General features: G+C 53.2%; 15 protein-coding genes. 3 read left to right on the top strand and 12 right to left on the bottom strand.

From position 1 onward, the window contains the following. Positions 1-18: 18 nt before the first annotated feature. A complete protein-coding gene (cof, locus tag HBM95_05300; GenBank protein NIH42355.1) occupies positions 19-837 on the bottom strand; it encodes an HMP-PP phosphatase in 819 nt (272 codons plus the stop codon). 101 nt (positions 838-938) lie between these two features. On the opposite strand from cof, the gene HBM95_05295 reads away from it, so the two are divergent. Both HBM95_05295 and queC read left to right on the top strand, forming a co-directional pair. Continuing rightward, on the top strand, positions 939-2639 hold the full coding sequence (locus HBM95_05295) for an SgrR family transcriptional regulator (protein ID NIH42354.1): 1701 nt from the start codon (positions 939-941) through the stop codon (positions 2637-2639). Positions 2640-2705: 66 nt separating this feature from the next. Beyond that, positions 2706-3401 (top strand): 7-cyano-7-deazaguanine synthase QueC, encoded by a 696-nt coding sequence (queC, locus tag HBM95_05290; GenBank protein NIH42353.1) that lies wholly within the window; start codon positions 2706-2708, stop codon positions 3399-3401. 2 nt (positions 3402-3403) lie between these two features. Here the strand turns inward: queC and HBM95_05285 are convergent, their stop codons facing one another. From HBM95_05285 to bolA, 11 genes are all read right to left on the bottom strand, one after another. Next, positions 3404-3733: a DNA-binding protein gene (locus HBM95_05285; protein NIH42352.1), complete on the bottom strand. Its 330-nt coding sequence runs from the start codon at positions 3731-3733 to the stop codon at positions 3404-3406. After that, complete coding sequence (locus HBM95_05280; GenBank protein NIH42351.1) at positions 3705-4070, bottom strand: addiction module killer protein; 366 nt, start codon at positions 4068-4070, stop codon at positions 3705-3707. The genes HBM95_05285 and HBM95_05280 overlap by 29 nt, the downstream gene beginning before the upstream one ends. Positions 4071-4118: 48 nt before the next feature. Continuing rightward, a complete protein-coding gene (locus tag HBM95_05275; GenBank protein ID NIH42350.1) occupies positions 4119-4517 on the bottom strand; it encodes a YbgC/FadM family acyl-CoA thioesterase in 399 nt (132 codons plus the stop codon). 97 nt (positions 4518-4614) lie between these two features. Beyond that, on the bottom strand, positions 4615-4995 hold the full coding sequence (locus tag HBM95_05270; protein NIH42349.1) for a competence protein ComEA: 381 nt from the start codon (positions 4993-4995) through the stop codon (positions 4615-4617). Positions 4996-5143: 148 nt separating this feature from the next. Then, entirely contained in the window at positions 5144-7015 is a 1872-nt protein-coding gene (gene ppiD / locus HBM95_05265; GenBank protein ID NIH42348.1) for a peptidylprolyl isomerase, read from the bottom strand. Between the two features lie 212 nt (positions 7016-7227). Then, complete coding sequence (gene hupB, locus HBM95_05260; protein NIH42347.1) at positions 7228-7500, bottom strand: DNA-binding protein HU-beta; 273 nt, start codon at positions 7498-7500, stop codon at positions 7228-7230. A 210-nt stretch (positions 7501-7710) separates the two neighbouring features. Next, on the bottom strand, positions 7711-10065 hold the full coding sequence (gene lon, locus HBM95_05255; GenBank protein ID NIH42346.1) for an endopeptidase La: 2355 nt from the start codon (positions 10063-10065) through the stop codon (positions 7711-7713). Positions 10066-10248: 183 nt separating this feature from the next. Then, the gene (gene clpX, locus HBM95_05250) at positions 10249-11523 is read right to left on the bottom strand and encodes an ATP-dependent protease ATP-binding subunit ClpX (GenBank protein ID NIH42345.1); all 1275 of its coding nucleotides are present in this window, start codon (positions 11521-11523) and stop codon (positions 10249-10251) included. A gap of 126 nt (positions 11524-11649) precedes the next feature. Continuing rightward, positions 11650-12273: an ATP-dependent Clp endopeptidase proteolytic subunit ClpP gene (clpP, locus tag HBM95_05245; protein ID NIH42344.1), complete on the bottom strand. Its 624-nt coding sequence runs from the start codon at positions 12271-12273 to the stop codon at positions 11650-11652. A gap of 260 nt (positions 12274-12533) precedes the next feature. Then, positions 12534-13832 (bottom strand): trigger factor, encoded by a 1299-nt coding sequence (gene tig, locus HBM95_05240; protein NIH42343.1) that lies wholly within the window; start codon positions 13830-13832, stop codon positions 12534-12536. A 330-nt stretch (positions 13833-14162) separates the two neighbouring features. Then, on the bottom strand, positions 14163-14480 hold the full coding sequence (bolA, locus tag HBM95_05235) for a transcriptional regulator BolA (GenBank protein ID NIH42342.1): 318 nt from the start codon (positions 14478-14480) through the stop codon (positions 14163-14165). Positions 14481-14785: 305 nt separating this feature from the next. On the opposite strand from bolA, the gene HBM95_05230 reads away from it, so the two are divergent. Beyond that, entirely contained in the window at positions 14786-15364 is a 579-nt protein-coding gene (locus HBM95_05230) for a lipoprotein (GenBank protein ID NIH42341.1), read from the top strand. The last annotated feature ends 44 nt before the right edge of the window (positions 15365-15408 follow it).

Genomic DNA, 15408 nt, shown 5'->3' with positions numbered 1-15408 from the left:
CTTGCTGGAAGGGTCTCACTATTCGGGGGAATATGGGAGGTTATTGTTGTCCAGCCAATGCGTCAAAAAATGGGACACCGCTTCGTTACCGCAGTGTCCGATAACCGGCAGATGAGGAAGCTCTGCGATCAGCTGCGGCATCGCGTTCCCCATAATCAAACCGCGCCCCACGCTGCCCAGCATTTCGCGGTCATTCATGGCGTCGCCAAACGCCATACAATCCTGCAGCGTTAAGCCCAGGTGGTCGCTCAGTACCGCCAGGGCGGAACCTTTGTTACAGCCCACCGGCAGCACTTCCAGACAATCTACCGCCGAGAAGGTCAGGTGCGCCCGGTCGCCAAGCGCCTCATTCAGTTGAATCCGTAAGCGACAAAGATCGTCGTGATCGCCACAGAAGCAGATCTTGGTCACCGCGTGGGCGGGGATCCGACGCAGATCGATAAGCTGGTATTTGAAGCCGCTATAAACATGCGCGTGCAATAATTCGGGGATTTCACTTCCGGTAAACCAGCCTTGATCGTTAAAGACGTGGATACTGGCCCGCGTGTCCCAGGTACTGTGCAGCACGATGTCCGCCACTTCCGGGTTGAGATCCTGGCGGTGCAGCACCTCCCCTTCAACGGTGTGAATGCGCGTCCCGTTGCCGGTGATTAAAAACGCATCCAGGGAAAACGCGCCCAGCAAATGACGCATCTCCAGCACGTGGCGACCCGTAGCAAACGTCAGGGTGACATCACGCTCGCGCAGGCGCTTGAGGGTACTCAGCGTTTTCTCCCCCAGACGGTGATTCGGCATTAACAACGTACCGTCCATATCAAATGCAGCGAGCCGGGCCATGTTTACTCCTGAAATGTGATGCGATTAACTTGTGCATCAGTATCGTGTGAGATATACGGAAGTAATAGTGAATAGATGAAAATTATTGTTCCGGGTTTCTTATGCGCCAGCTTAACCGTCTTAATCAGTATCAGCGCCTGTGGCAACCTTCCGCCGGCGCTCCGCAGCTCGTAACCGTAAGCGAGCTTGCAAGCCGCTGTTTTTGTAGCGAGAGGCATGTCCGCACCCTGCTGCGCCAGGCTCAGGAGGCGGGCTGGCTCAGCTGGCGCGCGCGGTCTGGTCGCGGCAAGCGCGGTGAGCTGACGTTCCATGCCAGCCCGGAGTCACTGCGCAATGCGATGATGGAAGAGGCACTGAAGAGCGGGCAGCAGCATAACGCTTTGGAGCTGGCGCAGCTTGCGCCTGACGCGCTGAGATCGTTGCTGCATCCGTTTTTAGGCGGGCAATGGCAAAACGACACGCCGACGCTGCGCATCCCCTACTATCGCTCGCTGGAGCCGCTTCAGCCGGGCTTCTTGCCTGGCCGGGCGGAGCAGCATCTGGCGGGACAGGTATTCTCAGGTTTGACGCGTTTTAACGGCAACAGCAGTGAACCTACGGGCGATCTGGCGCATCACTGGGAGGTCTCTGCTGACGGGCTGCGCTGGCATTTCTATATTCGCTCCACGCTGCACTGGCATAACGGCGATAAAATAGAAACGGCGCAACTCCAGCGAAGCCTGACCGCGCTGTTGACGCTTCCCGCCCTGCGCACCCTGTTTCGGAGCGTCTTACGTATCGAAACAACGCATCCACAGTGTCTGACGTTTGTGCTGCATCAACCGGACTATTGGCTGGCGCACAGGCTGGCAACCTACTGCAGTCGTCTGGCGCATCCCGACCATCCTGCGGTTGGCTGCGGTCCCTTCCGGCTGGCCGCCTTTGAGCCCGACCTGGTTCGTCTGGAAAGCCATGAGCAGTACCACCTGAGCCATCCGCTGCTTAAAGCCATCGAATACTGGATCACTCCCCAGCTGTTTGATTACAGGCTGGGTACCAGCTGTCGTCACCCGGTGCAAATTGCGATTGGCGAGGCCGATGAGCTGGAAACCCTGAGGCTGGTCAGCAGCAGTACCAGTCTGGGCTTCTGTTACCTCACGCTGAAACAGAGCGCGCGTCTGAGTGAGCTCCAGGCAAAGCGGCTTATCAATATCATCCATCTCTCCAGACTTCTGCACACGCTTCCGCTCAATGAAGGGCTCATTACGCCCACTCAGGAACTGCTTCCCGGCTGGACAATTCCCGAATGGCCTGATTTAACGGACGTTGCCCTGCCCGAGTCGCTGACGCTGGTTTACCATCTTCCCGTTGAGCTTCACACCATGGCCAGCCAGTTAAAAACGTACCTGGCGCGACAGGGTTGTGAACTGACCGTCGTCTTCCACGACGCCAAGACGTGGGACGGATGCCAGCAGCTTGCCGATGCAGATATCATGATGGGGGACAGGCTGATTGGCGAAGCGCCAGCGTATACGCTTGAGCAGTGGCTGCGCTGCGATGCACTGTGGCCGCACGTGTTAAGCGCACCGGCCTACGCTCATTTGCAAGCCACGCTGGATGCGGTGCAGTCGCAGGCCGAAGCTCGGGACCGACACGCCGGTCTGGAAGACATTTTCAACCGCCTGATGGAGAATGCGGTGCTGACGCCGCTTTTTAACTATCAATATCAAATCAGCGCCCCGCCAGGGGTCAACGGCATACGCCTCAACACCCGCGGCTGGTTTGATTTTACCGAAGCCTGGCTACCCGCCCCCAAATCGTGAAGAAGCTGGTCGCCGCCGTAGCCAGACGGTAACATAACGTTTTTACCGTAACAGTCGAGATGATTTATGAAACGTGCCGTCGTCGTGTTCAGCGGAGGACAAGACTCTACAACCTGCCTGGTTCAGGCCCTTCATCAGTATGATGAAGTTCACTGTGTGACTTTCGATTATGGCCAGCGTCACCGCGCTGAAATCGACGTTGCCCGTGAACTTGCCCTGAAACTGGGGGCACGCGCGCACAAGGTGCTGGACGTTACGCTGTTAAATGAACTGGCAGTCAGCAGCCTCACCCGGGACAGTATTCCTGTACCGGACTACAAACCCGATGCCAGCGGCATTCCGAACACCTTCGTGCCGGGCCGTAATATTCTGTTCCTGACCCTGACGGCAATTTACGCCTATCAGGTAAAAGCCGAAGCGGTAATTACGGGCGTATGCGAGACCGACTTCTCAGGATATCCGGACTGCCGTGATGAGTTTGTAAAAGCGCTCAACCACGCCGTCAATCTGGGGATGGCAAAAGAGACGCGCTTTGAAACCCCGCTCATGTGGCTGGATAAAGCCGAAACCTGGGCGCTGGCCGACTACTGGGGCAAGCTGGATTTAGTTCGCAGCGAAACCCTCACCTGCTATAACGGTATCAAAGGCGACGGTTGCGGGCAGTGCGCCGCCTGTAATCTGCGCGCTAACGGACTGAACCACTACCTGGCTGATAAAGTCGGCGTAATGGCGGCAATGAAGCAAAAAACCGGGCTGAAATAAGGCTACCTCACCGTGCTGTCGAACAGTTTTACCCCGGCAGCACGGGTCACCTTCATTAGCGTAGTCAGCGTTGGGTTGCCGTTGTCTGATAAGGTTCGATATAGCTGCTGGCGGGAAAGACCGGCTTTGGCAGAGATTTCACCTATGCCGCCACGGGCTTCGATGACGCGTCTGAGCGCAATCAAATAGGCTGGGATCCCCTGGTCTTCATAAATTTCCTCCAGTGCAATTTGCAGATACAACTGAGCATAGGAGGGATTTTCACGCAGCATCTTAACAACAGCTTCATCGTGACTGACGGAGCTAGAGAATTTTCGTTCGCTTTTGCTCATCGGATTTATCCTTTTGATGATCATTCCAGTAATCTATTGCCAGTTTCACATCAGTCTTTTGGCTCTTTTTGTCACCGCCGATCAGCAACAATAGGATCTCCCGATGCTCTACTGCAAAATAGATTCGATAACCGGGACCACAATCCATTTTCAATTCCCAGATACCCTCTCTGAGATATCGGTAATCACCGAAATTCCCTTTCTCAGCACGGTCAATTCGCAGAAGGATCCGAAACACCAATTCTGGATCCTTTCGCTTCATCTTCGCTACCCACTCCTCAAACGGCACTTTCCCGTCACGGGTCCGGTAACGTTCAACAACGTAGTCCCTGTCCATTATTCTATCCCTGAAAAATCCTTTTGTCTTTTATAAAAGACAAATTTTCTAAGCGATCATCAGCTCCAGCTTTTCCCGCAGCTCCCCTTCCAGCGGCAGCGCTTTCTGAGTTTTCAGATCGATACAGACAAAGGTAATCAGCGCATCAGCCACTACCTGCCCTTCTGGATCGAGCGTCACCACCTGGCTTAACACGCCGCTCTTGCCGTTTAGCTGTTGTACCTGGCTGGTCACGGTGAGCACATCGCCCAGCACGGCCGGGCGGCGGTAGTTGATGTTGATATTGACGACCACGAAAGCGATGTTGTGCGCGGTCAGCCACTGAAAGCTTTCGCTGTTCTCTAGTCCGTCCCAGCGCGCTTCTTCAAGAAATTCGAGATAGCGGGCGTTGTTAACGTGCTGGTAAACATCAAGATGGAAACCGCGTACTTTGATTTTTGTCTGCATAGCGCAATAGCCTTACATTGTTATAGGATCAGAGGTCATAACTGGTATGACCTCTTTATCCTGGCAAACTTTTGCCGCAGTGCAAGAAATTGCGTTATTACAGTGTCAGGTGTGAGAGGTTGCGCTCAACCAGCGCGCTGCCCATGCCCGGGACCTGCTTGAGATCATCGACCGTTTTGAAAGGGCCATACTCTTCGCGGTAGCTGACGATGGCCTGCGCTTTTTTCAGGCCGACACCGTTCATTGCGCGGGCGAGATCCTCTGCCGAGGCCGAGTTAATGCTGACCCGCGTACCGTCATCATCCGTATTTTTAACGGCGTCAGCCGCTTTGGTTTGCCCCTGCACCGGCGCGGCCGCATCAGATTTGCTCTGCGTGGTCTGTGGTTTGGCGGCGGGCGTCGCCGCCAGCGCGCCCGCGCTCGTCCCGGTGGTGGCAATAGCCAGCGTAATTAACAGTGCTTTGATTCCACATTTCATGCTGTTATCTCCTTGTTTGTTGACAGCCACGCAACGATAGCTCCCGGAGAAAACAGGCACAAACAGCAGATTGCAGAAATGGAAAAGGCCGCGAAAGCGGCCTTTAGTTTTTGCAGAGCGTTACGAAAATCTGCGAGCAGACACGTAATTATTGCTGCTGAGTCATGACATCGCCCAGCTTAATTTTGGCTTCTTTACGCAGGTTGCTCATCATGGCTTCGAAAGCAATCTGAGCATTGTTCTGAGTAATGCCCTGAACCATCGCCTTCTTCTGCGCTTCTGGCAGGGTGCCGGCTTTCACTTCGTCCAGTGCCAGCAGAACAACATTACCCTGCATATCGGTGGTGGTGCCGAAGCTTGGCTTGTCTTTTGACGGCAGTGTCAGGCCAAACGCAGCCTGGCTGATTGGGTCCTGACCGGTACGGCTCAGCGTTTTCGCCTCACCGAAGCTCAGGCCAGCCGCTTTCAGCGCGTCCTGTTTACCCGCTTTCAGGTCAGACAGAATCTTCTCAGCATCCAGTTTCGCCTGCTGTTCCGCTTTGTTGTGCTTAACCTGAGCGACGACCTGATCCTTCACTTCCGCCAGCGGTTTGACCGCTTCTGGCTTGTGCTCGCTGACGCGCAGAACAAACGCACGATCGCCGTCGACGGTAATGATGTCAGAGTTGCTGCCCGGCGTACCGTTCTCGCCCACCAGACCACCGTTAAAGATGGCATCAGAAACCGGCTTAAAGTTCAGCTCTTCCGGCAGGTTGTCGCGACCAAACCAGCCCGTCTCAACCGCCTTCACACCCGCTGCCTGCTCTGCACCTGCCAGAGATTCGTTGTCGTTGCTGGCAGCATCGCTCACTTTCTGCTGCAGCGCGTAGTAGGCATCCAGGGCTTTTCCCTGTTTCACCTTCGCAGCGATATCATCACGAACCTCAGCCAGCGGCTTGGTTTTCGCCGCGATGATGTCGTCCAGACGCACGACCAGGAAACCAACGGATGATTTAATCACACCAGACAGCTGGCCTTTCTCTTTCAGGCCGGCATTTTTCAGTTCGTCCGGCGTGGTTGCGTCTTCCAGCCAGCCCATATCACCGCCGTTTTTCGCAGAGATGATATCGGTAGATTTCGCTTTCGCAATGGTGGCGAAATCAGCGCCTTTGTTCAGTTCATCCAGTACCGCCTTAGCATCTGCTTCAGTTTTGGTCTGAATCACGCTGTAGCGGTTACGCTGCGGCTGAGTGAACTGATCCTGATGCTGGTCGTAGTAAGACTGGATCTCCGCGTCAGACGCGCTTTCCTGCAGCGCAGCTGCATCCAGTTTGATGTAGCTGACGCGGAACTGCTCCGGAGAAACAAAGGCGTTTTTATTCTGCTCGTACCAGGCGTTAACCTCTGCGTCGCTCACCTGCTGTTTCGCCGCCAGGGCGTTCACATCAATGGTCGCTTCACGGACAACGCGCTGCTGTGCTACCAGCGCAGCCAGTTCTTCCGTTTCACCTTTGAGCATAAAATCGGTGCCCACAACGGCATTGATAAGCTGCTGAGTGGTCAGTTGGTTACGCAGCGCCTGCGCGTACTGATCCGCCGTCATGCCCATCTGGTTGACGATGCTGTTGTAACGCGCGTTGTCGAATTTACCGTTAGACTGGAATGCCTGAGTGGCGAAGATCGCTTTTTTCACCTGCTCGTCGCTGATGCCAAGGCCCAGCTTTTTGGCATACTGATCCAGCAGCGCTTCGTCGATAAGACGGTTCAGCGTCTGTTGGCGCAGGGTTTTCATGTACCCTTCATTCGCCGCCAGTTCAGAGAATTGGTCGCCCAGCTGTTGCTGCATACGGTTACGTTCACCGGCAAAAGCATTCTCGAACTGACCACGGCTGATTTCCTGGCCATTCACTTTTGCGGCATAGTTCGCGCCACCGCCAATAAGGTAACTGCTCACGCCGGTCAATATGAACGACACGATAATGATACCGAAAATAATCTTGAGCACGAGACTGTTAGCAGCCGTGCGTAAGCTGTCCATCATGGTGTAACAACACTCCGCTGTAGGTGACTGGTTACCTGACGCTGACGGAAAATCCTGCCCGTCGCGCGTAAAGGCGTATTGTGACAAGAAAACGGGGCGATTGTCAGCCCACAACTCGCATAAACTCGCACAAATCAGGTCTGGACAAACAAAAAAGGCACATCAAACGATGCGCCCTTGTACTATCCGGCTTCCCTGAAACGGGAAAGCAATCAGTTTACTGCGTCTTTCAGCGCTTTACCTGCACGGAAACCCGGCACTTTAGCAGCAGCAATGGTGATCTCTTTACCGGTCTGAGGGTTGCGGCCAGTACGGGCAGCACGCTCTTTAACAGCAAAAGTACCGAAGCCTACCAGTGCAACGTCGTCCCCAGCCTGCAGAGATTCAGTAACAGAAGCAATTAATGCATCTAACGCACGTCCAGCTGCAGCTTTAGAAATATCAGCACCAGCAGCAATTTTGTCAATCAGTTGAGATTTATTCACTGTTCTCTTCCTCTCTTTATAATTTATATCGCGCCTGAGTCCTTCACAACGCGACCGCGCAGCAGTTATATCAGGCCTGCCATGACCTTACAACACCCGTTGTTGATGGCTGACCTAATCAGCAATCTAAATTAGCTATACAAAAAAAGGCTGGCAAGTGCGAAATGACTTACCAGCCTTGTTTTTATTGACGCTCTTTGCGCGAGGTCACTATTTTGCGGTTACAACCTGCATTCCGGACGGTTCATTCTGCAATGCGAGAGTAAGAACTTCCTCAATTCGCTTAACAGGATGGATCTGCAGATCGGCAATCACGTTGTCCGGAATCTCTTCCAGATCGCGTTTATTCTCGTAAGGAATCAATACGGTTTTGATCCCACCGCGGTGTGCCGCCAGCAGTTTTTCTTTTAACCCACCGATTGGCAGGACCTGACCACGCAGGGTGATTTCACCGGTCATTGCCACATCGGCACGTACCGGGTTCCCTGTCAGACAGGAGACCAGCGCCGTACACATGGCAATACCCGCGCTTGGGCCATCTTTCGGCGTCGCCCCTTCCGGAACGTGCACATGGATGTCGCGTTTTTCGTAGAAATCCGGATTGATACCCAGTTTCTCCGCACGCGCACGCACCACGGTCAGCGCCGCCTGAATGGATTCCTGCATCACTTCACCCAGCGAGCCGGTGTAGGTCAGCTTGCCTTTGCCCGGCACACAGGCGGTTTCGATGGTCAGCAGATCGCCGCCCACTTCCGTCCATGCCAGACCGGTGACCTGACCAACGCGGTTTTCGTTGTCCGCGCGACCGTAGTCGAAGCGCTGAACGCCCAGGTAGGCATGCAGATTGTCGCCGTTAATCACAATGTGCTTCAGGCTCTTATCCAGCAGCAGCTGTTTCACCGCTTTACGACACAGTTTAGAGATTTCACGCTCAAGACTACGCACGCCCGCTTCACGGGTGTAGTAGCGAATGATGCCGATAATCGCGCTGTCCTCGACGGTCAGCTCGTTGGCTTTCAGCGCGTTACGCTCAATCTGTTTCGGCAGCAGGTGCTGCTTAGCGATGTTCAGCTTCTCATCTTCGGTATAACCGGAGAGACGGATCACTTCCATACGGTCCAGCAGTGGGGCCGGAATGTTCATGGAGTTGGAGGTCGCCACGAACATCACATCGCTCAGGTCGTAGTCCACTTCCAGGTAATGATCGCTGAACGCCACGTTCTGTTCTGGATCAAGTACTTCCAGCAGTGCAGACGCCGGATCGCCACGCATGTCCGAAGACATCTTGTCGATCTCATCGAGCAGGAACAGCGGGTTTTTAACGCCCACTTTCGCCATCTTCTGGATCAATTTACCCGGCATAGAACCGATGTAGGTACGGCGGTGACCGCGGATTTCCGCTTCATCGCGCACGCCGCCCAGCGCCATACGGATATATTTACGTCCGGTCGCTTTGGCAATGGACTGACCCAGAGAGGTTTTACCCACCCCTGGCGGTCCTACCAGGCACAGAATTGGGCCTTTAATTTTGTTTACACGGCTTTGTACCGCGAGGTACTCAAGAATGCGGTCTTTGACGCGTTCCAGGCCGTAGTGGTCGGTATCCAGGATCTCCTGAGCCTGACGCAGGTCTTTTTTGACCTTGCTGCGGGCATTCCACGGAACCTGAACCATCCACTCGATGTAGCCGCGCACGACGGTCGCTTCAGCCGACATTGGAGACATCATTTTCAGCTTCTGCAGTTCTGCTTCGGCTTTCTCTTTCGCCTCTTTCGGCATCTTCGCCGCGTCGATCTTACGCTTCAGCGCTTCGTTTTCATCCGGCGCGTCGTCCATCTCGCCCAGCTCTTTCTGAATCGCCTTCATTTGCTCATTCAGATAGTACTCACGCTGAGACTTCTCCATCTGCTTTTTCACGCGGTTACGAATGCGCTTCTCAACCTGCAGCAGATCGATTTCAGACTCCATCATCGCCATCAGGTATTCCAGACGTTCGTTAACGTCGGACATTTCCAGCACGGACTGTTTGTCAGCCAGCTTCAGCGGCATGTGCGCAGCGATGGTATCCGCCAGACGCGCAGGATCGTCGATGCTGTTCAGCGACGTCAGCACTTCTGGTGGAATTTTCTTATTCAGCTTGATATAGCCTTCAAACTGGCTGATTGCGGTGCGCACGAGCACTTCCTGCTCGCGTTCATCAAGCTGAGGCGAATCAAGGTACTCTGCCTTAGCAGAGAAGTGTTCGCCATTGTCAGACAGGGTGGTAATACGCGCACGCTGCAGCCCTTCCACCAGCACCTTCACGGTGCCGTCAGGCAGCTTCAGCATCTGCAAAATAGAGGCCACGGTCCCGACGGTGAAAAGATCGTTTACACCCGGCTCATCCGTTGATGCTTCTTTCTGCGCCACCAGCATGATTTTTTTATCATGATCCATAGCGGCTTCGAGGCAACGGATAGATTTTTCCCGCCCTACAAATAAGGGTATGACCATGTGCGGATAAACCACCACATCGCGCAACGGCAATACGGGGATTTCAATGCGTTCAGAACGCTCAGGATTCATAGAGCTCTCTCTTAGTTTAGTGTCCGCCAGGTAAGCTGGTCATGTCACATTGCTTCACATAACCATTAACATGTATCCAGTATATGGGGATGTTTCCCACACATTCAACGCTATGAACACGGAAAAAGTAAAGGGGAGATAAAATCCCCCCTTTTTGATTAACTGCTTGTATGATTTGGTGAATTATTCGCCAGATGCCTGCTGGGCTTCCGGTTTACCGTAAATCAGCAGCGGCTTGGATTGGCCACCGATCACGGACTCGTCGATAACCACTTTTTCAACATCTTCCATCGACGGCAGATCGTACATGGTGTCAAGCAGCGCCGCTTCAACGATAGAACGCAGGCCGCGCGCACCGGTTTTACGGATCATCGCTTTCTTGGCAATGGCGTCCAGCGCTTCGTCACGGAATTCCAGGTCAACGCCTTCCAGATTGAACAGCGCCTGATACTGCTTGGTCAGCGCATTTTTCGGCTCTTTCAGGATCTGAATCAGCGCCTCTTCACTCAGCTCATTCAGCGTTGCCACAACCGGCAGACGGCCAATGAACTCAGGGATCAGACCAAATTTGATCAGATCTTCAGGCTCAACCTGCGAAAGCAATTCGCCTTCGTTGGCTTTCTCGGACTTCGCCTTCACCGTTGCGCCAAAACCAATGCCGGAGCCGGTTTCAACACGATGGGAGATCACTTTATCCAGGCCTGCAAACGCACCGCCGCAGATGAACAGGATCTTGGAAGTATCAACCTGCAGGAACTCCTGCTGCGGATGTTTGCGTCCACCCTGCGGCGGAACGGCGGCAACCGTACCTTCGATCAGCTTCAGCAGCGCCTGCTGCACGCCTTCACCCGATACGTCACGGGTAATGGACGGGTTGTCTGATTTACGGGAGATCTTGTCGATCTCATCAATGTAAACAATCCCGCGCTGGGCTTTTTGTACGTCGTAATCGCACTTCTGCAGCAGCTTCTGAATGATGTTCTCAACGTCTTCACCCACATAACCAGCTTCGGTCAGTGTGGTGGCATCTGCCATGGTAAACGGAACATCAAGCAGGCGCGCCAGCGTTTCCGCCAGCAGCGTTTTACCGGAGCCGGTTGGCCCGATCAGCAGAATGTTGCTTTTGCCCAGTTCCACACCATTGCTGGTGTCGCCGTTACGCAGACGTTTGTAGTGGTTATATACCGCCACCGCCAGCACTTTCTTGGCCTGCTCCTGACCGATGACATAGTCGTCAAGGTGATGACGAATCTCATGCGGCGTAGGCAATGCGCTACGCTCACGGTGCGGCGCAACTTCTTTAATCTCTTCGCGAATGATGTCGTTACATAAATCGACACATTCGTCGCAGATATACACGGACGGCCCGGCAATCAGTTTACGCACTTCATGCTGGCTTTTGCCGCAAAAAGAGCAGTACAGCAGTTTGCCCGAACCATCTTTGCGTTTATCTGTCATGAGTCCAAACCTCTTTTTAAGTTCTTTGTGCCGCACATGACGACGCAAATGCCATTCTAAGACGCAAGCTGCATTAAGCAGCGTGCCGCCCTACTTTAGTATAGCGGCACACTCGCGTCGCGGGCATCAATTACGATGGGTCAATACGGAGTCGACTAAGCCGTACTCAACTGCCTCTGGAGCAGAGAGGAAGCGATCGCGCTCGGTATCGCGCTCGATCTGCTCAAGAGATTGACCTGTATGCTGCGCCATAAGTTCATTCATGCGCGCTTTTACTTTCAGAATTTCGCGGGCGTGGATTTCGATATCCGTCGCCTGCCCCTGGTAACCACCCAGCGGCTGGTGAATCATCACGCGGGAGTTAGGCAGGCAGAAACGCTTACCTTTCGCCCCTGCGGTTAACAGGAAGGCCCCCATGGATGCAGCCTGACCCATACAGATAGTGCTGACATCTGGCTTGATGAACTGCATGGTGTCATAAATGGACATGCCCGCCGTAATCACACCGCCAGGCGAGTTGATGTACAGGTAAATGTCTTTTTCCGGGTTTTCCGCTTCCAGGAACAGCATCTGCGCCACGATCAGGTTAGCCATATGGTCTTCTACCTGGCCGGTCAGAAAGATAACGCGTTCCTTGAGCAGACGGGAATAGATATCGAAAGAACGCTCACCACGTGAGGTCTGTTCAATAACCATTGGCACCAGCGCCATATGGGGTGCAAAGTTATCTCGTTCGCCACTGTATGACATTTCCGTCTCCTGGTTCAAAATTGAAAACACCTGCTGTACTGATTGTAACCTTATGGACGGATTATCAGCCAGTCTCAATCATCGTGATTACACACTTATGGGGTTCGCCACGCCCTATTTCAAGCATAACAACCTTTTGTTGTAACGCTAACACTGAAAGGGCGTTTTAGCACCCTTCAAGAACCCAAGCTGCGATAAAAAAAACCCGTCGCCGGAGGGCAACGGGTTTTTTGTTCAAACTTTAAACCGTTAGGGCGAAATTACGCCTGCTGGTTCATCAGTTCGTTGAAAGAGGTCGCTTTTTCGGTCACTTTCGCTTTCGCCAGTACCGCTTCAACAGCCTGCTCTTCCAGGGCGACGTTGCGCATGTTGTCCATCAGCTCTTTGTTCTTGCCGTAGAACTCGATCACTTCTGATGGATCTTCGTATGCAGACGCCATCTCTTCGATCAGGCCTTTTACACGCTCTTCGTCAGCTTTCAGCTCGTGGGTACGAATCACTTCGCCCAGCAGCAGGCCAACAACCACGCGGCGTTTCGCTTGCTCTTCAAACAGCTCGCGCGGCAGTTCCATCGCTTGCTGCTGGTTGCCACCGAAACGCTGTGCAGCCTGACGGCGCAGGACGTCGATTTCGCTGTCGATCAGCGCAGCAGGAACGTCGATGTCGTTCGCTTTTACCAGACCTTCAATCGCCTGAGATTTCACACGGTTACGCACAGCGCCGTTCAGCTCGCGCTCCATGTTTTTACGCACTTCGGTACGCAGGCCAGCAACAGAACCATCTTCAACGCCGAAACGCTTGATGAACTCTTCAGTCAGTTCTGGCAGTTCGCGCTCTTCCACTTTTTTCAGGTTGATGACGAACTTCGCTGCTTTACCTTTCAGGTTTTCAGCGTGGTATTCTTCCGGGAAGGTCACGTCGATGGTGAACTCTTCGCCAGCCTTGTGGCCTTTGATACCGTCTTCGAAGCCTGGGATCATACGACCCTGGCCCATTGCCAGTACGAAGTCAGACGCTTTGCCGCCTTCGAACTCTTCGCCATCAACAGAACCGGTGAAGTCGATGGTTACGCGGTCTTCCGCGTCAACAGCGCCTTCTTTCTCTTTCCAGCTCGCCTGCTGCTTGCGCAGGGTGTCCAGCATGCCGTCAACGTCTTCGTCAGTTACGGAAACAATCGGTTTTTCAACTTCGATAGATTCCAGACCTTTCAGCTCAACTTCCGGATACACTTCGAACTCTACGGAGTAGGTGAAGTCTTCGCCCAGTTTGTATTCGCCTGGCACGTAGTTTGGTGCGCCAGCCGGATTGATTTTTTCTTTGATGATCGCGTCGATAAAGTTGCGGCTCATCAGTTCACCCAGCACATCCTGACGCACGGAAGCGCCATAACGCTGAGCAACAACATTCATTGGTACTTTGCCCTTACGGAAGCCGTCAATACGTACTTTTTTTGCTACGTTGACCAGCTCGCTTTTCACAGCAGTTTCGATGCTGTCAGCAGCGATAGTAATCGTTACACGGCGGCCAAGGCCTTGAGTGGTTTCAACTGAAACTTGCATCTTGTTACCTCAAAAAAATCACAGTGCTCGGTCAACTCTGAATCTGTCTGTTATACCGGGATGCTCTCTTAGTGCAGATTCACATTCCCTGTCGCCAGAATCATCCCGAAGACATTCATTAAGACGCGGCATTATAGCGGCATCACTTAGGTGAGTCGAGAACGGTTGGGGCATGTTGCTGCGGCTTTTTTCACACTTTAAGGCTATTTTTAGCCTTAAAATCGCACCATCCGCTCAAAACTCAGACAAAACAAAACGGCCCGGAGGCCGTTTTGAGGAAATCTGTAAGCAACATACTGGAAAAGCTCCGGCCGTTGCAAATCCGATTTATCAGGCGATAGTGCCAGCACCTCGACAGGGCGGCGACGCGAAAACCGTATCCTGCAAGCCTTCCCATTCCTTAATGGTGTAAGTATGCAGTGCCAGCGCATGCACGGTTGTGGAGAGTTCTTCCGTCAAGGTGCTGTAGATCAGGCGATGTCGGTTCAGGAAACGTTCTCCCGTGAAGCGATCGCTAACCAGAACCACTTTAAAGTGGCTTTCAGAACCTGCCGGCACGTTATGACGATAGCTTTCGTCGACGACTTCGAGGAACACAGGGTTGAACGCTGCCCTTAATTTTTCTTCTATCTGTTCACGTATCATCATGAAATTACTCCTCCGACAACGCTGAGATGTCACCCATCCCTTTAAATATTAGCCGCTTTTACCGTTTCCATTACACCTTGACAACAAATATTTAGCTTTCGTCTAATTTTCTCATTCAAACGAATGAAGTTCACTGTGAGACTCATACCTTTCATCATTCGCGGGAGGAGAAAAAGGGTGAGCTGGTCAGTTTTCAGACAAGACGATGAATTTACATGCGTTGACCACTTCCCCTGACCGTTGTCGATGTTATGATGGCGGCAATTTCTCTTTCTTTATGCTTACGATTCGTTGAGAACCTGAAAATGTTAAAAAAACTCTTCTTTCCGTTGGTAGCCCTTTTTATGCTGGCAGGCTGTGCGACTCCGCCTACCACTATTGATGTCTCACCAAAAATCACTCTGCCTCAGCAGGACCCAAGCCTGATGGGCGTCACCGTGAGCATTAACGGTGCCGATCAGCGTCAGGACCAGGCTCTGGCAAAAGTGACCCGCGATAACCAGCAGGTAACGCTGACCGCGTCCCGCGACCTGCGCTTCCTGCTGCAGGAAGTGCTTGAGAAGCAAATGACCGCTCGCGGCTACATGATTGGCCCAAGCGGCGCGGTTGATCTGCAGATCATCGTCAACAACCTTTATGCAGACGTGTCTCAGGGCAACGTGCGCTACAACATCGCGACCAAAGCGGATATCGCCATCATTGCCACCGCGAAAAACGGTAACAAGATGACGAAAAACTACCGCGCCAGCTACTCCGTTGAAGGCGCGTTCCAGGCATCCAACCAGAACATTGCTAACGCCGTTAACAGCGTGCTGACGGATACCATCGCCGATATGGCGCAGGACACCAGCATTCACGACTTTATCAAGCAGAACGCACGTTAATCCTGCTTACTGACCCGGTGCTTCACCGGGTCAGTTCATAAGAC

It is taken from the genome of Enterobacter asburiae (assembly GCA_011754535.1).
Lineage (GTDB): Bacteria > Pseudomonadota > Gammaproteobacteria > Enterobacterales > Enterobacteriaceae > Enterobacter > Enterobacter cloacae_N.
The sequence above is the reverse complement of the archived record's forward strand: the minus strand, read 5'-3'. Positions and strand labels throughout refer to the sequence as shown.

Bases quoted from the DNA above. Each gene is read 5' to 3' on its own strand.
- HBM95_05285 (NIH42352.1), bottom strand. From the start codon at position 3,733: ATGAGCAAAAGCGAACGAAAATTCTCTAGCTCCGTCAGTCACGATGAA.
- ppiD (NIH42348.1), bottom strand. From the start codon at position 7,015: ATGATGGACAGCTTACGCACGGCTGCTAACAGTCTCGTGCTCAAGATT.
- HBM95_05275 (NIH42350.1), bottom strand. From the start codon at position 4,517: ATGCAGACAAAAATCAAAGTACGCGGTTTCCATCTTGATGTTTACCAG.
- HBM95_05295 (NIH42354.1), top strand. From the start codon at position 939: ATGCGCCAGCTTAACCGTCTTAATCAGTATCAGCGCCTGTGGCAACCT.
- HBM95_05230 (NIH42341.1), top strand. From the start codon at position 14,786: ATGTTAAAAAAACTCTTCTTTCCGTTGGTAGCCCTTTTTATGCTGGCA.
- HBM95_05270 (NIH42349.1), bottom strand. From the start codon at position 4,995: ATGAAATGTGGAATCAAAGCACTGTTAATTACGCTGGCTATTGCCACC.
- HBM95_05280 (NIH42351.1), bottom strand. From the start codon at position 4,070: ATGGACAGGGACTACGTTGTTGAACGTTACCGGACCCGTGACGGGAAA.
- bolA (NIH42342.1), bottom strand. From the start codon at position 14,480: ATGATGATACGTGAACAGATAGAAGAAAAATTAAGGGCAGCGTTCAAC.
- cof (NIH42355.1), bottom strand. From the start codon at position 837: ATGGCCCGGCTCGCTGCATTTGATATGGACGGTACGTTGTTAATGCCG.
- clpX (NIH42345.1), bottom strand. From the start codon at position 11,523: ATGACAGATAAACGCAAAGATGGTTCGGGCAAACTGCTGTACTGCTCT.
- queC (NIH42353.1), top strand. From the start codon at position 2,706: ATGAAACGTGCCGTCGTCGTGTTCAGCGGAGGACAAGACTCTACAACC.
- clpP (NIH42344.1), bottom strand. From the start codon at position 12,273: ATGTCATACAGTGGCGAACGAGATAACTTTGCACCCCATATGGCGCTG.
- lon (NIH42346.1), bottom strand. From the start codon at position 10,065: ATGAATCCTGAGCGTTCTGAACGCATTGAAATCCCCGTATTGCCGTTG.
- tig (NIH42343.1), bottom strand. From the start codon at position 13,832: ATGCAAGTTTCAGTTGAAACCACTCAAGGCCTTGGCCGCCGTGTAACG.